The sequence below is a fragment of the Erwinia persicina genome (assembly GCF_014838825.1).
GTDB lineage: Bacteria > Pseudomonadota > Gammaproteobacteria > Enterobacterales > Enterobacteriaceae > Erwinia > Erwinia persicina_A.
In genome coordinates this window covers 82,040-103,819 of sequence record NZ_JACYMO010000006.1, presented here as the reverse complement: position 1 = coordinate 103,819, position 21,780 = coordinate 82,040, and the positions used below count along the sequence as shown (strand labels likewise).

General features: G+C 57.7%; 15 protein-coding genes. 3 read left to right on the top strand and 12 right to left on the bottom strand.

Features of this window, described 5'->3' with window-relative positions:
- Positions 1-46 precede the first annotated feature (46 nt).
- From IFU29_RS15380 to IFU29_RS15365, 4 genes are all read right to left on the bottom strand, one after another.
- On the bottom strand, positions 47-1,216 hold the full coding sequence (locus IFU29_RS15380; RefSeq protein ID WP_191934696.1) for a bifunctional tRNA (adenosine(37)-C2)-methyltransferase TrmG/ribosomal RNA large subunit methyltransferase RlmN: 1,170 nt from the start codon (positions 1,214-1,216) through the stop codon (positions 47-49).
- Between the two features lie 168 nt (positions 1,217-1,384).
- Positions 1,385-1,816 carry a nucleoside-diphosphate kinase gene (gene ndk / locus IFU29_RS15375; protein ID WP_062744669.1) on the bottom strand — a complete coding sequence of 144 codons (432 nt, stop codon included), beginning with the start codon at positions 1,814-1,816 and terminating at the stop codon, positions 1,385-1,387.
- A 219-nt stretch (positions 1,817-2,035) separates the two neighbouring features.
- The gene (gene pbpC, locus IFU29_RS15370) at positions 2,036-4,351 is read right to left on the bottom strand and encodes a penicillin-binding protein 1C (RefSeq protein WP_191934695.1); all 2,316 of its coding nucleotides are present in this window, start codon (positions 4,349-4,351) and stop codon (positions 2,036-2,038) included.
- Positions 4,352-4,375: 24 nt separating this feature from the next.
- Positions 4,376-10,330: an alpha-2-macroglobulin family protein gene (locus IFU29_RS15365; RefSeq protein ID WP_191934694.1), complete on the bottom strand. Its 5,955-nt coding sequence runs from the start codon at positions 10,328-10,330 to the stop codon at positions 4,376-4,378.
- Positions 10,331-10,512: 182 nt separating this feature from the next.
- Between IFU29_RS15365 and sseA the strand changes: the two genes are divergently transcribed.
- On the top strand, positions 10,513-11,367 hold the full coding sequence (sseA, locus tag IFU29_RS15360; protein WP_191934693.1) for a 3-mercaptopyruvate sulfurtransferase: 855 nt from the start codon (positions 10,513-10,515) through the stop codon (positions 11,365-11,367).
- 42 nt (positions 11,368-11,409) lie between these two features.
- Here the strand turns inward: sseA and sseB are convergent, their stop codons facing one another.
- The 5 genes from sseB to trmJ form a co-directional block, all read right to left on the bottom strand.
- Positions 11,410-12,189 (bottom strand): enhanced serine sensitivity protein SseB, encoded by a 780-nt coding sequence (gene sseB, locus IFU29_RS15355; protein WP_191934692.1) that lies wholly within the window; start codon positions 12,187-12,189, stop codon positions 11,410-11,412.
- A gap of 87 nt (positions 12,190-12,276) precedes the next feature.
- A complete protein-coding gene (gene pepB, locus IFU29_RS15350; protein WP_191934691.1) occupies positions 12,277-13,566 on the bottom strand; it encodes an aminopeptidase PepB in 1,290 nt (429 codons plus the stop codon).
- Between the two features lie 189 nt (positions 13,567-13,755).
- On the bottom strand, positions 13,756-14,955 hold the full coding sequence (locus IFU29_RS15345; RefSeq protein WP_191934690.1) for an IscS subfamily cysteine desulfurase: 1,200 nt from the start codon (positions 14,953-14,955) through the stop codon (positions 13,756-13,758).
- A 142-nt stretch (positions 14,956-15,097) separates the two neighbouring features.
- A complete protein-coding gene (iscR, locus tag IFU29_RS15340; RefSeq protein WP_062744652.1) occupies positions 15,098-15,595 on the bottom strand; it encodes a Fe-S cluster assembly transcriptional regulator IscR in 498 nt (165 codons plus the stop codon).
- 168 nt (positions 15,596-15,763) lie between these two features.
- Positions 15,764-16,489, bottom strand: a complete 726-nt coding sequence (gene trmJ / locus IFU29_RS15335) for a tRNA (cytosine(32)/uridine(32)-2'-O)-methyltransferase TrmJ (RefSeq protein WP_191934689.1) — start codon at positions 16,487-16,489, stop codon at positions 15,764-15,766.
- Between the two features lie 143 nt (positions 16,490-16,632).
- On the opposite strand from trmJ, the gene suhB reads away from it, so the two are divergent.
- Positions 16,633-17,436 carry an inositol-1-monophosphatase gene (gene suhB, locus IFU29_RS15330; protein WP_191934688.1) on the top strand — a complete coding sequence of 268 codons (804 nt, stop codon included), beginning with the start codon at positions 16,633-16,635 and terminating at the stop codon, positions 17,434-17,436.
- Between the two features lie 73 nt (positions 17,437-17,509).
- Here the strand turns inward: suhB and IFU29_RS15325 are convergent, their stop codons facing one another.
- Both IFU29_RS15325 and IFU29_RS15320 read right to left on the bottom strand, forming a co-directional pair.
- Positions 17,510-18,511 carry a nickel/cobalt transporter gene (locus tag IFU29_RS15325; protein WP_191934687.1) on the bottom strand — a complete coding sequence of 334 codons (1,002 nt, stop codon included), beginning with the start codon at positions 18,509-18,511 and terminating at the stop codon, positions 17,510-17,512.
- Positions 18,502-19,104 (bottom strand): DUF1007 family protein, encoded by a 603-nt coding sequence (locus tag IFU29_RS15320; protein ID WP_191934686.1) that lies wholly within the window; start codon positions 19,102-19,104, stop codon positions 18,502-18,504. Before IFU29_RS15320 ends, IFU29_RS15325 begins: the two co-directional genes overlap by 10 nt.
- Positions 19,105-19,282: 178 nt before the next feature.
- On the opposite strand from IFU29_RS15320, the gene csiE reads away from it, so the two are divergent.
- Positions 19,283-20,551 carry a stationary phase inducible protein CsiE gene (gene csiE, locus IFU29_RS15315; protein WP_191934685.1) on the top strand — a complete coding sequence of 423 codons (1,269 nt, stop codon included), beginning with the start codon at positions 19,283-19,285 and terminating at the stop codon, positions 20,549-20,551.
- Here csiE and IFU29_RS15310 read toward each other — a convergent pair whose 3' ends face one another.
- On the bottom strand, positions 20,552-21,688 hold the full coding sequence (locus tag IFU29_RS15310) for a 3-phenylpropionate MFS transporter (RefSeq protein ID WP_191934684.1): 1,137 nt from the start codon (positions 21,686-21,688) through the stop codon (positions 20,552-20,554). It lies immediately after the preceding gene.
- Between the last annotated feature and the right edge of the window lie 92 nt (positions 21,689-21,780).

Here is a 21,780-nt window from a genome sequence, read left to right as displayed (position 1 = left end):
ATCGTACGCCAATCTCACCAGGGTCAACCGCGGATAAGGCTGGGTTTCAGATCGCCTTCACAGATATCGCTTCACCGGCCATTTTCTTTTTCAGTGTGCGCTTGGTACGGTCAATCACGTCCCCGGCTAACTGGCCGCAGGCAGCATCGATATCATCACCACGGGTTTTACGCACAATAGTAGTAAATCCATAATCCATCAACACTTTAGAGAAGCGATCGATGCGGCTGTTCGAACTGCGTCCATAAGGTGCGCCCGGGAAGGGGTTCCATGGGATCAGATTAATTTTACACGGCGTGTTTTTCAACAAGGCTGCCAGCTCATGGGCATTATCGGTACTGTCATTGACGTGGTCGAGCATCACGTACTCGATGGTGACACGCCCCTGATTAGCGTTGGACTTGCCAATATAACGGCTGACCGAGGCCAGGAACGTTTCAATATTGTACTTTTTGTTGACCGGCACAATTTCGTCACGAATTGTGTCATTCGGCGCATGAAGCGAGATCGCCAGCGCAACATCGATCATATCACCCAGCTTATCCAGCGCCGGAACCACACCGGATGTTGACAGCGTTACGCGACGTTTTGACAGGCCGAAACCAAAGTCATCCAGCATGATTTCCATCGCCGGCACCACATTAGTCAGGTTGAGCAGCGGCTCCCCCATGCCCATCATCACCACGTTGGTGATGGGACGCTGGCCGGTAACTTTGGTGGCACCGATAATTTTCGCCGCACGCCATACCTGACCAATAATTTCGGATACGCGCAGGTTGCGGTTAAAGCCCTGCTGCGCTGTCGAGCAGAACTTACACTCCAGCGCACAGCCCACCTGGGAAGAAACACACAGCGTGGCGCGGTCTTTTTCGGGGATATAAACGGTTTCGACCTGCTGGCCGCCGACCTGGATAGCCCACTTGATGGTGCCATCTGTCGAGCGCTGCTCTTCAGCCACTTCCGGCGCACGGATTTCGGCAACCTCTTTCAGCTTGTTCCGGAAGACCTTGTTGATATCGGTCATCTCATCGAAGTCATCACAGCAGTAGTGATAGATCCATTTCATGACCTGATCGGCACGGAACGGCTTTTCTCCCATACCGGCAAAAAACTCACGCATCTGCTGACGGTTGAGGTCGAGCAGATTCACTTTTTCTTTTTTAGGGGTGGCGATTGCAGGAGATGCAGGCGACGGCGTCACAATAAGTTCTGACATAATTTTCTCTGGCCTCGTTGTTACACGTTATGGCACTGGGTTTGGAGTGAATAAAATAGAAGCGCCCCCGAACACAGCTCAGGGGCGCATTATTGTACTCATGACGTGATAAGGGTTAAAGGAGCAAACTCACTTTTTTTGTAAACCCCGTTCCGTCAGGCAGCCGGATTAACGGGTGCGCGGGCAGATTTCGCCTTCACCGAAGAAATAAGCGATTTCACGGGCAGCAGATTCGGCAGAATCAGAACCGTGAGTCGCATTCTCGGTAAAGCTGTCCGCGTAGTCAGCACGCAGGGTACCGGCCAGCGCGTTCGCCGGGTTCGTTGCGCCCATCAGATCACGATGACGCTGCACGGCATTTTCACCTTCCAGTACGGAAACCACCACCGGGCCGGAGGTCATGAATTCAACCAGACCATCAAAGAACGGTTTGCCCTGGTGTTCCGCGTAAAAACCCTCTGCCTGCTCTTTGCTCAGGTGCAGCATTTTGCTGCCAACGATTTTGAAGCCAGCGCTTTCAAAACGGTTGAAGATGGCACCGATCACATTCTTTGCCACAGCGTTTGGTTTTACGATGGAAAATGTACGCTCAATAGTCATTGTTGACCCTTGTCTTATCTTTCGAGTTTAGCCGCGAAAACGGTTCCCGGCCGGGAAAATGGCCGCAGATTATAGGGGGCATCGCGTGAGATGCCTACCGGAGATTCAATAATTTATCGAAAAATCCGATCCTCATCGCGACATTTTTTCCCCACCTGCGACTATTTTACGCAGGCAGGCAATCGATGACCAGAAAAGCGCCTGGGGATCCGTCTGAAATTAGCGGATTAAGGCCACATTGATCACCCGGCTGTCTGCCCGGCCGCGATCGTCAACTGCCCGGATACGGTATTTACCGGGGCGGGAAGGCCGCCAGTCGAGGGGCGTCTTACTGGCGCTTGAGCCAAGATATACATCGTCGACAAACCAGTAAACGGTGGCGCTGTCTGCATCGGTCACCGCACTGAAGCTGATATTGTCCCGCCCCTTCTGCGACTGCCGTAGCTGGTAAGTCGTATGTCTCAGCGGCGATGTGATGCGTGGCGCATCCCCCTCCACCGCCCCCTGCTGGCAACTTACCGAAGGCGGAGCACGTTTGGGCAGGCCCGCCTGCATAAAGACCTGGGCCAGGTCTGAGGGCCAGAACTCAAACACTTCAACGTGACTGGCTTGCGGATCCCAGGGAGCACAGACCGGCTGACCGCTGTGATTGTCGATGCGCAGTGGCCGGTACACCGTATCCACGTTGATCGGTGATTTTCCGGGGATAAACCAGCTGCGTCCACGCTGCTGACACCACTGCGTCGGCAGATCTCCGCTCGGCAGGCAAATTTCCACGCGCTTCAGATGCGGCGGAAAGCGGTGTTCAGGTTCACGCAGCCCGGGATAGCTGGCGATGACGCTATCAATGATATTGAAGAACAGCGGCGCGGCGGCTTCTACGCCCACAAAGGCGTTATTCCCCTGGCCGTTAAAGTTCCCCTGCCACACCACCAGCACATACGGGCCGAAGATCCCCACGCTCCAGGCATCACGAAAGCCCCAGGACGTTCCCGTTTTCCAGTAGACCGGTAGCGATGATGGACGCTGTGCCAGCGTATCCCCCGGGCGACGGTGCTGGCGCAGGATATCCAGCGTCATAAAGCTGGCCTCTTCACTCAGCAGGCGGAATGCCGGTGGCTGAGGCGTCTGTTCCCGCATCCGCAGCGCCCGCAGCGCCCCCCGGTTTGCCAGCATCGCATAGAGTTTTGCCAACTCCTGCGCCGTCACTTCCCCGCCGCCCAGAACCAGCGACAGTCCGTAATGTTTCTCACTGGCCAGCCCGCTGATGCCGGCCAGCTGAAGAAACTGGTAAAAACCCGGCTGGTGCAGCCGGGAAGCAATGGTCACCGCCGGGATATTACGGCTGAAATTCAGCGCATCGGTGGCGGTGACCGGCCCGAGAAAGCGGCGGTCAAAATTTTCCGGCGCATAGCTGCCAAAAGAGTAAGGAACGTCTTTCAGCACCGTCATCGGATGTAAGATCCCCTGCTCCATGCCGAGCGCATAAATAAAGGGTTTCAGTGCCGACCCCGGTGAGCGCCTGGCATTCGTGCCGTTGACCTGACCCTGTATCTGGCGATTGTAATAGTCGGCTGACCCGACCAGCGCCCGTACGCCCATATCGCGGCTGTCTACCAGCAGCACCGCCGTATTGTGGATGCCCCGGCTCTGATTACGGCGGATAAACGCGTTGACCTGTTTTTCCACCAATTGTTGCAGGCCGGCATCAAGCGTGGTGTCGACCCGTGACGCCCGCTCCCCGTTCTGCAACTGTTCAATAAAATGGGGGGCAATATAAGGCAGATTCTGCGGCTGGCGCAGGGCCAGCGGCAATCTGAACAGGGCCTGCTGGCTGCTGTCGGTGGGATGGGCGTGCTGCCACCGCTGAAAAAGGCGGTTACGCGCCTGCATCAGCGGAGGACTGACCTCACCGCTGCGGGGATTCATCCGCAGGCTGGGTGACTGAGGCAGTACCGCCAGCGTCAGCGCCTCTGCCAGTGTCAGCTCCGCCGGCGGTTTATTAAAATAGATCAGGCTGGCCGCGCCGATGCTCTCAATGTTTCGCCCGTAAGGCGCAGCGTTAAGATAGGCCTCCAGAATATCGTGTTTGGAGTAGCTCAGTTCGAGCTGGATCGCCCGTAATACCTGAACCATCTTGCCACCGGGTGAGCGCGTATTGAGCTTCCAGTGCATGCGGGCAAGCTGCATGGTGACAGTCGATCCTCCCTGCCGGCTGCTTCCCAGCACATAGCTGCGCCAGAAGCCGCGTGCCAGGCTCAGCGGGTTGACGCCGGGATTATAATAAAACCAGCGGTCCTCATGCAGCAGCAGCCCGTCCACCGCCAGCGGCGAAATGGCCTCCAGCGGCGTCCACTGACGATAGCGATCGTCGCTGGCCAACGACAGACGCAGCAGCGTACCGTGCCGGTCATACCACGCTGTTGACAGCGGCACCCCGTGGGACAGTGGCGGGTGCGGCCACAGCCGGATGCCTGCCAGCAGCAGCGCCAGTAATCCCAGCGCCACCGCCAGATTTTGCAGCAGCCGTTTCATCGCAGCAAACGCCTCGCGGCAGGACTATTCAGCTGCCACCACCGTGATTTTTCCGCTACTGGCTGACATGGCCTGAATGTCACGATCGTACATCGCCTCTCCGTACGCCGGAGGGATAACAAAGCTGCCGGTATTGGTGGCTTTGATCTGGTAAACGAACTCCTGCAGTTCCGTACTGGCGCCCCCGTAAATAATCACCCGATCTTCACGAATGTCGCTGTAGTCCGGCGCCCAGGTGGATCCACTGACGGCCAGCGGCGACTGCCATCCTGCTGAGGCGGCGTCAGCCGTTTCATCCTCATCGGCTTCCGGCGGAGGCGGCGTCTGCTGAACCACTTCAAAACCGCCCGGCAGGAGATCCACAATCGCCAGATTGCTCAGTGCCGCTTTCGAGTTAGCGCGGATTTTCAGATGGACGTTAAGGGTTTGCCCCAGCGTGACCTTGTCGACCACTTTACCGGCGGCGTCCGTGTAGTCGCGGCTGATTTCCAGACCACGGTTGATCGCCTTCTGCGGTGCTTCCCTGTCGTAACCGGCTTGTGTGACCACATACCAGGCCGGTGCGTTTCCGGCATTTCGGAACTGAACGGATGCTGCCGCTGAACTGAAGTTCCCCTGAGCAAAGCGCCCCTGCAGTGCCGAGATCAGCTGCGGAGTGCGGTTGTCGCGCCCCAGCTGGTTGATGGTCAGCGCTGCCGCATCGTTTTGCCTGGCGACCTGCTCCGAATAGCTCTCCAGCGCCAGAATGCTCATTGCCGCTGAGAAGGTGGTGTAACGCTCTTCACGCAGGGCCATGACCATGTTTTCCAGCAGCTGCGGTGGGATCGCGGCCACTTTCTCCGGGAAGTGGCGGGTGATCAGATACAGCCGGGTGGCGTCCTGCACCAGCGGATCGTAGTAGTTCTGTGTCCACCAGCTTTTGTCATACGCCTTATTCAGTGCCTGCCAGCCCGGATCAAACAGCCGTTCCGCTTCATCATCGGCTTTCAGCAAACGCCAGGACGAGGCCAGATAGAGCGCACTGAGATCGGTCTGCCAGCTGTCAGGATAGCGTTTTTTTAGCGTCTCCTGCACTGAGCCGAGCGCACTGGTGGTGATCTCACCCTGACGCGTCAGCAGATAAACCGCCCAGGCACGCAGTCGCAGGTGGTAGAGATCGTCATATCCGCTGGCGGCCAGCGAACGCAGCGCAACATTGGCGTCCTCCAGCATACCGGCAGGCAGCGGATAACCAGCCGCTTTTGCCTCCAGCAGGTACTGCACCACATACGGCGTAATAAACGGATCTGCCTGCGGCGTCGCCATCCACAGACCCACGGCACCCTCGCCATTCTGTCGGGAGCGCAGCACGTCGAGAATGCCCTTCAGCTGCTGACGCACGTTAGCGGCATCCAGCCCGTTGCGCAGCTCGGGGTGTTCGCTTTGCAACAGCAGCGGGATGGACTGGCTGACAATCTGTTCAGAACAGTAATAGGGGTAGTTCGCCAGGTATGTTGCCAGACCGCTGGTCAGCACCAGCGGTGAATTCGATACCGACGCCTGGCGCTGCGCAAAAGCATCAAACATCAGGCGCAGGTTATCCACCTGCTGCTGACTGCCGTTCATCCGTCCCATCACCGTCTGGATGCGGAACGGCATTGCAGGACGTACAGAAGTACTGATCGTTCGCTGGCTGGTTTTATCCGCATACTGCGCGCTGAAGACCAGTGGCGCATCGCCCAGCTCGGCTTTGGCACGCAGACGGAAGCTGACCACGCCCTCCTGTTTTGCCGCCAGTTGCAGCGGCTGGGCGGCCTGACCCACCACTTCCAGCTGAGGGGGTGGCGTCACATTAATCGTCACGGGCAGTTTGTCATTGCCCTGCCCTTCTCGGTTATTGCTGACGCCCACGCTAACGTCAAATTCATCCCCCGGAGCCACCATTGCCGGAACGTTTGGCGTCAGGATAATGTCATCACGTACGGTGGTGCCAGTCTGCGCTTTACCGATTTTATCCGCCGTAACCGAAATGGCCATCACGCGGATCCTGCCGTTGAAGTAGTCCGGCACCGGCCAGCTAAACCGTGCCTGCCCGTTTACGTCAGTGATGCCCGACCAGAAAGCGACCGGCTTGTCGCGCTTGCGTTTAAACGGGTTGAGATGCAGATCCAGCCCTTCGCCACCGTCCCCGCCTGGCGCAGAGGTCAGCGACATCAGCTTGCTGAACTCCGGCAGGATCAGATCGAGGATCTGCGCGCTTTCCACATTCAGTTCACGCTTGCGGAAGAAGTAGTCCAGTGGATCGGCCAGGCGATAGCGTGCAACCTGCAGGATCCCTTCATCCACCGCGAATACCACCACCTGCTGCGGCCCGTCGGTGGTGACGTCGACCGTCAGATCGTCGCCCGGCTTGATCACCTGCGGTGCCGCCAGCTGCAGGCTGTTCTTACGCGCATCATTACTGATTTTAAACGGCATAACCCCGTAACTCAGCGGGCTCATAAAGATCTCGTCCGAGTTAATATCACGCACAAACTGCACGTTGATATAGGCATTGCCCTCCAGCCCGGCCGGAATGCGGATCTTCTGCACGGAGTTGGTCGTGGTGGTGTGGAACCACTGCCAGCTGTAAACCCGATCCTTTTCAATGGTGATCAGCCCGCTGCCGGTATAAGGCGCGTTGATCGCCACTTCAATCTCACTGCCCGGCTGATAGTTATCGCTGTTCAGCTTGAGTTTCAACTCCGCATTGCGGTCGAGTGAGCGGGTCAGGTTGGCGTTTCCGGCCACGCTGTAAGCGATACGGTTCAGCACCTCGCCTTTGGCATTTTCCACCACCAGCACGTAATCACCGGGTTTGTCGGTAGCCAGGGCTAACGTATGACCGCCGACAGGAATATCCAGTGGCGTTTCCGACAGCGGGATCTCTTTCAGCTTCGACTGATACTTGAAGACCCCGGACTCCTGGCGGGTGAGTACCGACAAATATTTTTGCTGCAGAAGATGCAGTGACAGGCCGTTGATAGCCATAGTGTCCAGCGACGGATTGATGGCGATCAGATTGACGTTGCGCACGGCATTCTGATGGATATAACCGAGGTCGCCGTCGGCTTTCACACCGATCAGGTAATCATAGGGCGAGACCAGCGTACGGGCCGTGGCCGCCACCGAACGACCGCCCCCGGCGACAAAGGCGTCTGACAGCAGCTGCAGCTGGTAGGTCGACTCGCCAAAACCGCTCAGATCCAGCTTGATCGCAGCAGCACCGTTCTCGTCGGTGGTGCTGTCTTCCAGTTCAGTTTCATAACCCTCGCTGGCCGAACGCGCTTCATAGAAGGCGTAGTCTGCATAGCGATCAAAGGCCGGATATACCGGACGCAGGGTCATTTTAGACGCCACGCGTCGCCCCTGCGCCGGGGTACCGAACAGGTTCTGTACGTCGATACTGGCCTTCAGCGCATCCGGTTTTACCCACCCCTGTTGATGGTCCGGGGTCAGGGTCAGTCTGACCTTCAGCTGGTCAGGCTCGAACTCCTTCACGTTAACCGCCGTACTGCCGAGCAGACGCGTGGAGTCATCGTCTTTACCCGGCAGGTAAAGGTAAATATTCCATTCTCCCGTCGGCGAGCTCTCTTCAGTGGTGAAACTCAGCTCGTTAAAGCCGCTGGCACTGAGGGTCAGCGGGACGGTACGCATCAGCTTATCGCGAGGGTCACGTATTTCAGCACGCACCGGAATGCCGCCCACCGGCACCGCCCAGTCAGCAGCACGGGTGATCACACCAATATGGAACGTATCGCCGGGACGATAGACACCCCGGTCAGAGAAAAGATAGCTTCCGAGGGTGCGCGTATCATCCGGGGTGGTTTCGCCATAGACGTCAAAACGGGAGAAATCGAGGCCACGGTCATTATCCCGTCCGGTCGGCAGGAAGGAGACATCCCCGTCTTTTTCCACAAGGAACATCACCGCTTCGCGTTCGCTGGTATAGACCTCCAGCGACGGGAAGCTGACGTGTCCGTCTTCAGCAGTCTGGCGGGTTAGCAGTTTTTCGCCATTTTTTGCCACTACCGAGACCTTCGCCCCGACGACCGGCTGACCGCTGCTGATCGACTGCACAAACAGATCGCGGGTTTTATCCTGCGAACGTTTGGCAATAATGCCCAGATCGGTCACCACCACAAAGCGTGAGTCGCCGGTGATTTCCTGCTGTCCGTCCTCTTCCTGATACTCCTCTTCGCCCGGCTCAGGCTCTTTCTGCTGCGGTGACCATTCAGACAGGGTCAGCAGGAACACGCCGCGATGAGAGTCCGGACGGGTAGAGAGATAGCGCGACAGATCGACGCCCTGATAGCTGACCTCGCCCGGTTTGTCGTTATTCACCGTCGTCTGGTAGCGGAAGCGCTCGGTAAAGTACTCATCGTTCAGGCGGTTAAAATCAGCCGATGCAAACTGGCGGCTTTTAAACGAAACGATGTGCTGTAACTGGCTGGGGATAACCCGCTTAATGTCAACGCGCAGTCCCGGTACATTGCGCGCTGCCACGCTGATACGTTTATCGCCGTTGACCGACAGCAGTGCCCCCTGGGCAGCAAACTGTAGCAGCTTCGGATAGTCCGGCACCTGTACCACGCGCCAGACTTTTTCAGCCATTTTGTAGCCACCGCTGGAGGTCATCGCGTTATCGGTCAACACCAGCAGGTAGCGTTTAGCCGGGGCATCAAATTTAAAGCTGAACTGCGGCTGCCAGGTTTCTTCTGCGTCATTCAGGCTTAACGGTACTGCCGGGGAGCGATCAATGATGCTCTGATCGACATTGTCTTGATCCCAGACGGTATAGTCCACCTCTGACAGTTCGCTGGCGGGACGGCGCGGATCTTTCTCCGGCAGCAGCCAGGCTTTGACCCCTTTTCTCACGTCCGCATCGCGCACGGCATCGCTGAAGCCGATTATCAGCGCGCGTTCGCCCTGGCTGCCTGGCTTATCCACGACTTCAGCGCTGATATCATTCAGGCTCAGGCTGTAGAGATTCGGTACGTTCACCCAGCCGTTGGTCTTACGCGTCACCGGACTGCCGGGATGCGAAGAGGCCACCCCACTGTTAACCTGCAGATGCACCGCACCGCCGTGATCCATCGGCTGTAAAGCCGAAGAACGCACCCAGGCATTGAGCTTCTTTTCATCCCAGGTCACGCTGTACTTCAGCGGCTGCTCAGGCTGCCCCCGGGCTGCCGTCAGGCCCAGCGAGAGCTGTTTTTCCACGCTCTGCACATCGGCAGAGGCTGTAAACCTGAGGTTAAAAATAGCGCTGTGATGGCTGTTGTCCTGCGGATCCTGATAGTACTCACTGCTGACGATCTGATAGTCAAAAGCGGGAACCGTGAAGGTATAACGGGGCTGTTCAATACGGATCTGGGGGGCCAGCAGCGTGTCAGGCTTCAGCGTGACTTCGTAGCCTGCGCCCATTGGCAACGGCTGCGCCGGGGTAAATACCAGCGTCCAGGCGTTCTGCCACTGCCACTCACCGGCCAGTGATGGCTGAACACTGATGCCCTCGGTGATCTTTTTACCGACAAGGGTGACCGGGGCAACCGACTGGTTAAACCGGAGCGTCAGCGTCTGTACGGCGGGTTTAGCCACGCTGTAGTCAACCGCTTGCGGGTTTACTGCCTGCACGCTGCTGTGCTGGATGGTCAGCGGTGCCACCTCAATCGGCCTCGGGCGGTTCTGCCACCAGTGCCAGCCATAGACGCCAGCCACGCCCGCTGCGACCAGCAGCAGTACGCTAAGGGCAATCTTCTTCGGATGTTGCTCAATACCCTGCTCCAGACGGGTAAAGCGGGCTTTCAGGGGGTTTACCCAGCGGGGAGCCTGCCAGTTGACCTCACCCAACAGCGGGCGCAGCAGCCATCCCAGCATGCGGAAAAACCGCGACAGGAGCCAGCACAGCGCTTTTAGCAGGGTAAAAGGCAAGCGCAGGATAAACGTGATCACATCCATCAGAAGGAACCTTCCATGTTACAAAATTGGTCAAAGAGTAATAGTTTCTCCGGGCAATATCTATCGGTGGTGGCAAAGATTTTTCAGGAATCCAGAGCCAGCTCTGAATAGCGTGATTTCGCCTTGTGATAGCTGACAAAATCACTGACACTCAGCTAAACGTTACTGACAATGAGGCCGCGATGACGACTCCTTCTCTTTTTGTAACTGCTGACTGGCTGGCAGAACATCTGAATGACGACAACCTGCAGGTTCTGGACGCACGCATGCTGCCGCCAGGCCTGGAGAAAACCCGCAACGTGCAGGAAGAGTACCAGGCGGAACACCTGCCGGGTGCGCCGTTTTTTAATATTGAAGCCCTGTCTGATCACACCAGTGCTTATCCACATATGTTGCCCCGGGCGGAGACCTTCGCCGTGGCGATGCGTGAGCTGGGCGTCCACAATGACAAAAACCTGGTGATTTACGATGAGGGTAATCTGTTCTCTGCCCCGCGTGCCTGGTGGATGCTGCGGCATTTTGGCGTGAAGCAGATTTCCATTCTGGCCGGAGGGCTGGCGGGGTGGAAGCAGGCGCAGCTGCCGCTGGCGAGTGGCCCGGTGAAACTGGCAGAAAGCGAATTCGAAGCCGATCACGGTGAAGGCGAAGTTAAACGCGTAACGGACGTGCTGCTGGCCAGCCATGAAGGCGGCGCACAGATTATTGATGCCCGTGCCGCCAACCGCTTTCACGGTGAGGTGGACGAGCCGCGGCCGGGGCTGCATCGCGGGCGTATCCCGGGCAGCCTTAACGTTCCGTGGAATACCCTGGTCACCGAAGGACGCTTAAAACCAGCGGCCGAACTGCAGGCAATTTTCAGCCAGCAGGGCGTGGATCTGTCACAGCCAGTGATCGCCAGCTGCGGCTCCGGAGTCACCGCCGTGGTGGTTATCCTCGCACTGACCAGTCTGGGGTTAAAAAACGTGGCGCTGTACGACGGCTCCTGGGGCGAATGGGGGGCACGGAACGATCTGCCGATCGTCAACGATTCCTTATAACGCAGACTGAAGGGGGCGGATATTGCAGTCCGCCCCCACCTTTCAGTCGATATTTTTCACTTTAAAGTCCCGCAGGAAGCTGCCCCAGCGCCGTTCGTAGAAGGGCGTGATATGGGCAACAAAGAAGTGACTGATGCCCTTTTCGCCTTCCACAACCTGACAGATATCAATCGGGTCATCCTCTAACAGCGTATCGGTCGCCACGCTGCCTGCGGCCTGGATAATCGCCTCAAGATCGCCCTCACCTTCGATGCCAATCAGTAAATTGGCAGGCTGGTCTGCATGCTCTTTGATCTGCGCGACGTAGGCACGGCGAACGGTTTTGTATTTCGCCAGTAGCTGGGTCAGCGAGTCAATCATCTGCGCAGGCGGTTCGGCGAGCTCCGATAACAACAGCGACGTTCCGCCCTCCAGCACCGTCTGCTGGCTCAGAGCGCTGCTGCCCTCGCCTAACAGATGTGCAATTTCACGCGGGGAAAACTCTTTGCCATTCGGTAATTTAGGGTTAAGGAACAGCGCTTCGCCCAGCGTCATTTCAAACAGCGTACGTACCGGCAGTACCAGGTAGGCCTGCTCACCGCTGACCGCCTGTTCCAGGGCTGCCGCCGACGTGAAAAATGGAATAATGCTGGTGCCGTCGTCTTTTTCCCAGTGCTGTAAATCCACCGGCGTACTGGCGTCAACCGCCTGTTCAGGGTGGGCACTCTCGCCCGGCACTACTACGCTGGCGTCCATCAGCAGCGTAAAAAATTCCGGGCGATGTGCCGGCTCCGTCGCCGCCAGTTTTAGTACTTCTTCCAGCCGCGGGTTTAGTTCGTTCATGAATAGGTTCCAGAGTGTACAGCGGGCGGACCGGAAAACAGGGCCGCCCCGACGAAGGGCCGATCGCTTTGTGATCGGCCTGAGATATTACGCCCGGTTTAACAGCAGGTTAGCGACAGTACGAACGCCCAGACCGGTTGCGCCGGCAGCCCACTGATCGACCGCACCTTTGCGATAGGTCGCAGAGCAGTCGATGTGCAACCAGCCCTGCTGGTAGTCGCTGACGAAGTGTGACAGGAACGCCGCCGCCGTGCTGGCACCGGCAGAGTGCGACGGGCTGGCAATATTGTTCAGGTCAGCAAAGTTTGACGGCAGATGGCTGCGGTGGAACTCGGCCAGCGGCAGACGCCAGAAGGGTTCATTTTCACCCTCTGCGCTGCGCATCAGTGACTGTGCCAGTGCGTCGTCAAAGCTGAACAGGGCATGATAGTCATTGCCCAGCGCGGTTTTTGCCGCACCGGTCAGCGTAGCCGCGTCGATAATCAGCTCCGGGTTCAGCGCGCTGGCATCGATCAGACCATCGGCCAGGACCAGGCGGCCTTCGGCATCGGTGTTCATCACTTCCACTGATTTACCATTGCGATAGCGAATAATATCGCCCAGCTTGAAAGCGTTGCCGCTGACCATATTGTCCGCACAGCAGAGGATCAGCTTCACGCGCTTTTTCAGGCCACGACTGACCGCCAGCGCCAGTGCGCCGGTCAGGGTCGCCGCGCCGCCCATATCTGACTTCATGGAGTCCATAAAGCCACTCTGCTTCAGGCTGTAACCGCCGGTATCAAAGGTGATGCCTTTGCCCACCAGACAGGCGTAAACCGGCGTGTCATCGCTGCCGCCCGGGTTATAATCGAGTGTCAGCAACACCGGGTTGCGTGATGAACCCCGGCCGACCGTATGCAGTCCCATGTAGTTTTGGGCTTTCAGATCGTCACCCTTGATAATGCGGTAGCTGACTGCATCGCAGGCAACGTCGCACAGCAGATCGATGGCACGCGTCGCGAGCTGTTCCGGGCTCAGTTCTTCCGCCGGCAGGTTGATGGTGTTACGCACCCAGTCGATAATTTTCAGGCGATTAACCAGTTCCTGCTGGTCGCTCTCTGCCAGCGTGGCCCACTGCACCTCACGCTCGCCTTTTGGACCACGATAGCCCTGCCAGAACGCCCAGCTGTTTTCCAGATCCCAACCCTCGCCGCTCAGGCTGACGTGGCGGATGCCCTGGCTATCAATTTTTCGCGCCGCGCGCTGAATGGTAACCAGCGGTTCGCTGCCGGTCAGGTGGATCGTCATGCCACTGTCATTGCTGCTCAGGGTGGCTTTTTCCCCCCAACGCAGGTCGGCCGCGGCCGTTGACAGGGTAATATTCATAGGGGTGGTCATCGCATGGCTCCTTTTGATTTTTTTATCTTTCAGACCGGGATTGCCCGATCGCTGCGATTTTTCCGCAGTTCGATTGTACAGCCAGACTAACAGAAATGTGACAGGGATGTTTTTGCTGGATGCGACTGCGGATGCAGAGCGTGTCAGACGGGCCGAAAAATCCGGCCCGTGGGTTCAATGCCGGGTCAATCAGCCGGCCTGTTTCGCACCGCTGGCTTTGAAGGCTTTCCACTGCGGCGTAAGCTCGCGCAGGCGACTGACGGACTTTTGCACCAGTTGAATAGCGTAGTCGATCTCTTCTTCGGTGGTAAACCGGCCGAGAGAGAAGCGAATTGAGCTGTGAGCCAGCTCATCGTTCAGTCCGATCGCCCTCAGGACGTAGGACGGTTCCATACTGGCCGAGGTACAGGCCGATCCGGTCGATACCGCCAGATCCTTCAACGCCATAATCAGCGACTCGCCGTCGACGTAGTTGAAACTGACATTAAGAATATTCGCCGCGCCCTGCGCCAGAGAGCCATTGAGGCAGACCTCTTCAATACTGCTCAACCCCGCCCACAGGCGGCTGCGCAGTGCGCCAAGCCGCGCCATCTCGCTGGTCATCTCTTCTTTTGCAATGCGATACGCTTCACCCATTCCGACAATCTGATGAACCGGTAGCGTCCCTGAGCGCATTCCGCGTTCGTGCCCACCGCCGTGGATCTGCGCGTCCAGGCGGATACGCGGCGAACGGCTGACATACAGCGCACCAATGCCCTTCGGCCCGTAAATCTTATGAGCGGAGAAGGACATCAGGTCGACGTTAAGGACGCTCAGATCGATGGGTAATTTGCCCACGCTCTGCGTGGCGTCAACGTGGAAGAGAATGCCGCGTTCACGGCACAGATCGCCGATGGTGGCGATATCCTGCACCACACCGATCTCATTGTTGACGTGCATAACAGACACCAGCACCGTATCGTCGCGAAAGGCGTCAGTCAGCTGTTGCAGGTCGAGCGTGCCGTCATGGCGCGGGTTGAGATATGTGACGCTGCAGCCCTCGAGCTCCAGCTGTGCACAGGTGTCCAGTACCGCTTTATGTTCTGTGGTGCAGGTAATAATGTGACGGCCCTTTTCCTTATGGAAGCTGGCTGCCCCTTTTATCGCGAGGTTATTGGCTTCGGTTGCACCGGATGTGAACACGATTTCGCGCGGGTCAGCCCCGACCAGTTCAGCAATCTGGTTACGCGCCACATCAACCGCTTCTTCTGACTGCCAGCCATAACGGTGAGAACGGGAAGCCGGGTTGCCAAAGGTACCGTCCAGGGTGAGATACTGCATCATTTTAGCGGCCACGCGAGGATCGGCGGGCGTGGTGGCAGAATAATCCAGATAAATCGGTAATTTCATTGCTCGTTAAGCTCCGGGAGGTTTATCGATTGCCGCCCTTCTGCGCCCTGAAATCTTTGCTGGAAGCAGAAATGAATAAAAGGCCCGTGCAGGCCTTTTATTCATTTCCGGGGGCGAAGAACGGGCCCCGCCCGGACTGCGATCAGGCGCGCAGATTGACGTTAATGGTTTCCTGCATACGCCCATTAGGCGCACGGCGGATTTCATTGCTGTTCTGACGGTCAGCCACTTCCAGGATCTCCTGATTGTTGACCAGTTCAGCCAGCGTAATATTGTTGAGGAAGTCGCTAATGCGCTCACTCAGGTCACGCCACAGCACATGCGTCAGGCAGCGCTCGCCACCCTGACAGCCTTCTTTGCCCTGGCACTTTGTCGCATCCACGGACTCATCAACGGCAGTGATCACCGCACCCACCGCGATAGCATCAGCGCCTTTACCCAGCAGATAACCACCACCCGGACCACGTACGCTGGCCACCAGACCATTCTTACGCAGACGGGAGAACAGCTGCTCAAGATAAGAAAGGGAAATGCCCTGACGCTCTGAAATATCCGCTAAAGGCACCGGGCCTTCATGGGAATGCAGCGCAACATCAAGCATAGCGGTAACAGCATAACGGCCTTTGGATGTCAGTCTCATGGCGTTTACAACCTCGGTTATAACCCTGGATGGGTGTTAACAAAATATGGACGCAAGTCTGACATTCCCGAGTAAATTGGTCAAGTATTTAACCTACTAAAACACTCAACTATTTAACCAAGTAAAACACTCAACTATTATGCTGCTATTTTAACCACTCGTACGGACTCATTCGCTCTGTTTTTTCTCTAAAGATGACAGCATTCCACGCAGGATATTCAGCTCGTCCCGCTCCGGACGCGCACGGGTAAACAAACGACGCATCTTACTCATCACCTGTCCCGGGCTGGCTTCACGCAGGAAGCCGCTGCCGATCATCATTTTTTCCATGTGCTGATAGAAGCGTTCAAGATCGTCAACCAGCGGGTACGGTGACTCCGCCGCAGCTTCCTGTGGGGTGTCGAGCGACTGAAGGTAGGCCATTCGCACTTCATAGGTAATCACCTGGACGGCCATCGCCAGATTCAGCGAGCTGTAGTCCGGGTTGGCGGCGATGGCGACGTGATAGTGGCATTTTTGCAGCTCTTCGTTCGTCAGACCAACGCGCTCACGGCCAAAGACCAGAGCGACCGGTGCCTGTTGCCCCTCTTCCACGCTTTTCAGACCGCACTCACGCGGGTCGAGCATCGGCCACGGCAGGGAGCGGGAGCGCGCACTGGTGCCCACAACCAGGCTACAGCCGGCAATGGCCTCATCAAAGGTGTCGACAATTTTCGCGTCACCAATCACATCGCTGGCCCCGGCCGCCAGGGCAATGGCCTGCGAGTCCGGTTTGACCAGTGGATTGACCAGATAAAGGTTGGTTAAGCCCATGGTTTTCATCGCGCGCGCGACGGATCCCATGTTGCCGGTGTGAGAGGTCTCCACCAGCACAATTCGGATATTTTGCAGCATAAGGATTCTGAAGTCCGGGAGTTAATTTGGCGATACTAACATATTTTAAGGACATTTACCGTTATGCCCTGCTATACTACGCGCCGATTTATATCAGATAAATGATATACCGTTCTTTAACATCCAGCGAGACGAAACTTAATATGCATCCAATGCTCAACATTGCCGTGCGCGCTGCGCGCAAGGCCGGAAACGTAATTGCTAAGCACTATGAAACCCCGGACTCAGTCGAAGCCACCCAGAAGGGCAGCAACGATTTTGTCACCAATGTTGACCGTGAAGCGGAACGCCAGATTATTGAAGTGATCCGCAAGTCCTACCCTCAGCACACCATCATTACTGAAGAGAGCGGTGAACTGCAGGGCGAAGACCAGGATGTACAATGGGTTATCGATCCGCTGGATGGCACCACCAACTACATCAAACGCCTGCCCCATTTCTGTGTTTCCATCGCCGTGCGCATTAAAGGCCGTACCGAAGTCGCGGTGGTGTATGATCCGATGCGTAATGAACTGTTCAGCGCCGTTCGCGGCCAGGGCACCCAGCTTAACGGCTACCGCCTGCGCGGCGGCACCGCCCGCGATCTGGATGGCACCATCCTGGCGACCGGTTTCCCGTTCAAACTAAAACAGCACGCGACCCCGTATATCAACATCGTAGGCAAACTGTTTACCCAGTGTGCAGACTTCCGTCGCACCGGCTCTGCCGCGCTGGATCTGGCCTATGTGGCCGCGGGTCGCGTTGATGGTTACTTCGAGATCGGCCTGAAACCGTGGGATTTTGCCGCCGGTGAACTGCTGGTGCGTGAAGCAGGCGGTCTGGTTACTGACTTTGTTGGCGCACATGGCTATATGCTGTCAGGCAACATCGTCGCCGGTAACCCGCGCGTCGTGAAAGCAATGCTGGCCAATATGCGTGACGAATTGAGTGAAGCCCTGAAGCGTTAATCGCTGTCGTAAAAGGGCCACCGGAGACACACACTCTCCATTCAGGGCTGACCACGCAGTGGTCAGCCCTTTTTTATGGCAGAAACATCGGGCGGATGCCGCCGGACATCGCTGGCTGAGCGCTGACCCACAGAAGCGCGCCGGCGGCGACCAGCAGGATCCCCCCCAGCAGCGCCAGGCTGTTCAGCGCCACGCCGTGCCAGCCAGCCTGGCCACGGTTCTGGGTTAACCGCCGGGCCAGCGCACGGGAGAGCTGCACCAGCAGGGCCATCGCCGACACTGTCATCGCGGTGCCAAGCGCCATCACCACCGCCGACAGGACGCCCCAGAGGTACACGCCGATCACTTTCGAGAACAGCAACATCATGATCGCTCCCGAGCACGGCCGCAGGCCCATCGACAGCACCACGGCGGCCCGGGTTTTCCAGCCAGTCACCTGGGACAGCATCGCGCTGTCCGGCACGTGCTGGTGGCCGCAGCCGCAGTGGTCGCTGTGCTGATGATCGGCAGGCAGGATGCGGGTGATGGTCATTCGCGCTGCCGGCGGGCGCAGCGCCAGCCGCAGTTTTTTCAACGCGCGCCAGCACAGCCAGAGCCCCAGCCCGCAGACCAGTAAATAACTGCCCTTCTCCAGCCAGTAGCTGCTGAGATGAAGCTCACGGGACGACCGCTGTAACACGCCGAGCATCACGGTCACCAGCGCGATGGCCACGCCCCCCTGTACCACGGCAGCGGCCAGCGTCAGCTGCAGACTGGTTTTCATTTTGGTCGGATGGGTGGCCAGGAAGGTGGCAATCACCACTTTGCCATGCCCGGGCCCGAGCGCATGCAGCACGCCATACAGCAGGCTGAAGCCCATCAGCGTCACTCCTGCCTGGTGAGGATTACTGGCCACCTGCTGCAGTAACCCGGTCATGTGCTGATGCAGTTCCTTCTGCCACAAAATGCTTTGCAGCAGGATTTGCGGCCAGTGCTGCCAGCCCCACACGCCTGCCCCCGCCAGCATCACCATCAGCAGTGCAAAAGGCCAGATCGCCGCCCTGTGCGGCAGACGAACGGTGTCGTTTACTGACATATCAGGGTCACCGTCTGGGCAAACTGCCGCCCCAGATCCATCTCTTCAGCGGGCGCATCGGCTTTATCCAGTGACAGCGCATAGGCCTGCATGGAGGCATCTGGTTTTGGGGTGTGCAGTTCGAAACGGCACTGCGATGCCAGTTCAGCAGGGACGGTCAGGGATTTTTCAGAGTCGTAATACATATCTACAAAGTACGTCGGATCGAAGGTGGAAAAAAGGTAACGCTGGCCTTTCAGCGCCTGTGGGTGGGCCAGCGGCAGGATAAACTCCAGCACCGCCTTGTGCCCTTCTCGCGACAGATGATACTCCGGGGGCAGATTGTCGAATTTGACAGGCTGCTTCTGGTGCCAGAACTCGCTAAAATAATGCTGGCCCAGCACGTTTGCCATCACCTCTGCCGCCAGTTTTTTCCACACCACCGAGTCTGGTTTTGCCGTTCCGGCATCGTACAACAGGTCAGCAGAGGTAATTTCATCCATCACCCAGCGCATTTTCAGCCCGGTGAGCCGATCTCCCTGGTGAACCAGGGTGGTCTGCATATCGATAAAACTGTGCGGGTGCGCCCCGGCACGCTGGGTCAGAAGCGCCATCAACACGACAGTGGCTGCCACCCACCTGTTATAATATAACAAAATAAACCCCACCTCAGTTTTTGTCGATTATTTTTGTGACCTGTCTTAAAAGCTCTGAATAAAAGCGCCCCCCACCGGCCACAGCGTCTGCGGGTCAGGCTATTCTTAGCAGAATCAATCGTCACTGGGATCACAGATGATGAGTGCACACTCACCAGAAATTTCTGTCCTGTCCAGTCAACAGCGCCGTTGCCACCTGCTTTTAATGCTCTGCCTGCCTGCGTCCCCTGTAACTGAGGAGTCGGTTTGCCAGCTTAACGGAGTGGAACACGCCGTAACCCGGCAAGATATAGCGAAGGTCGCAGAGGAAATCCAGCGTTATCACCGTCTTGTCATTGAGCAGGACGGTCAGGGCGCGCTGTCACTTTGTGGAACGGATTTGGATCGCCGCCTCTGTCTGCTGCACGGCCTGCGCCGTGCGCTGCGCCTGTCGCCATCATTTATTCATACCGATTTTTCCCGCGCCATCAGACAGCGGCTTCATTCGCTACCCGTTGATAAAGCGTTGTATGATGAACACAATCTGCTGGCGCTAATTCAGCACTGCTCACTGCATCTGGGGCGGGAGTTCAGCCCCCGTGACGCCCAGTTCCTGCAGGTCTGGCTGCGTTTTTCCCTCGCCTGGCCCTGCCAGCCCACCTTCACCCCGGTTCAGCAGCGGTGGCTGAGAGGAAAAAGCGAGTCGGCGCTGGCGGAGGAGATAGTCCGCTGCTGGCGCAAGCGTGGCTATCAGGCCACCGCCAGTGAGAGCGACCTGCTTACCCTGCTCTTCAGCCAGCTGCATATCCCGATGCTGCAACACCCTCACGCAGAGCATGAACGCCAGCTGCTGCAGTCTGTTCAGCTGTTGATTCAACGCTTTCAGGCGCTGTCGGGCATGGTGTTCAGTAATGATGACGGGCTCAGTGCGCAGCTGTATACGCATCTGGCACAGGCCCTGGAGCGTGCGCTGTTCGCTATCGGCATTGACCACAGCCTGGTTGAGGATATCGCCCAGCAGTATCCCCGGCTGTTACGCACCACCCGTGAGGCGGTGGCCGCTTTTGAACAGCAGTACGGTGTCCAGTTCAGCGATGAAGAGATGGGGCTGATTGCGATTATTTTCGGTGCGTGGCTGATGCAGGAGAGCGCCCTGCAGGAAAAACAAGTGCTGTTGTTGATCGGTCACGATCGGGAGCTGGAACGTCAGGTCGAACAGCAGCTGCGCGAACTGACGCTGCTGCCGCTGAATATCAAGTATCAGGATGTTGCCGATTTCCAGCGTCACAGTGCGCCGAAAGGCATCGCGCTGGTGATCACCCCCTATGCCACCCCGCTGCCGCTCTATTCTCCCCCGCTGATCCATGCGGAACTGCCGCTGGGAGAACACCAGCAGCGCAGCATCCGTACGCTGCTGGAGTCGTAATCAGCTCACTTTTGGCCGCAGGAAGAGCACCGGTACAACCAGTAGCGCCATCACCCAGAATACGCCCCCCTGCAGATGCTGGAACAGCACGCCACAGACCATGGTCATCAGGGCGATCCCGCCGCCCATCGCCAGCGCCGAGTAGACGGACTGCAGCCGGATAACTTCTCCGCCGTCACGGGCGGCGATAAAGCGCATCGCGGCCAGATGGCAGAGGGTGAAACTGCCACAGTGGAGAATTTGTGCGGCGATCAGCCAGCCCAGATCGGTGGATGAAGCCATGATACTCCAGCGTACCAGCGCCGAAATACAGGAAAGCAGCAGCAGATCACTCGCACTCCAGCGGCGAAACAGCCGGTGGCTGGCGGCAAAAATGATGATTTCAGCCACCACCCCCAGCGACCACAGGTAGCCCACCGTGCCCGATGAGTAGCCCGCCTCCTGCCAGTAGATGGCGCTGAACCCGTAATAGGCCGCATGTGCCCCCTGCATCAGCGTCACGCACAGCAGGAAACGCCAGACGGCGTTCTCACTCAGCATCTGCTTCCACTGCGCCCATCCGGCATGCTGTGCCTGTTTTTCCGCCCCCTGCGGCATCACCGCAGGCCGCAGCAGCATCCCGCCGATCATCGCCCCGCAGCCCACACACAGCAGCACTAAAATAGCGTGGTAGGAAAAATGAGTCACCAGCACGCCGGTGAGGGCTGAACTGATAACAAAGGCGAGCGATCCCCAGAGCCGCACCGGGCCGTAGGGCAGCGCAATCTGCCGCTGCCAGGTGGCGGCCAGCGCATCGCTCAGGGGAACCAGCGGTGAGAAGAACAGGTTGAACCCCACCATCACCAGCAACAGCCATAACCACTGGGAACCCGCCCAAAAGCCGAGCGCAAACAGCAGGGTCAGGAGCGCCAGCAGGCGCAGCACCGTAATCAGTCGGGAGGGATTGGTAACGCGGGAAGCAATCATCAGGCTACCGGCAAAGCGCGCAATCATGCCACACCCCAGTAAAAGACCGATTTTTTCCGGCTGCAGACCGCTGTCTTTTAACCAGACGCCCCAGAAAGGCAGATAGACGCCATAGGCGAAAAAGTAGGTGAAGTAGCTCAGTCCAAGCCAGTACGTGGAACGTATCGTCATTTTCCCTCCGACAAAGTGGAGGCTAATGTACACCGTGGCGGGAGATAAAAAAATAGCGGGACACGTTGGTGTCCCGCTATCAGTGGTCAGGC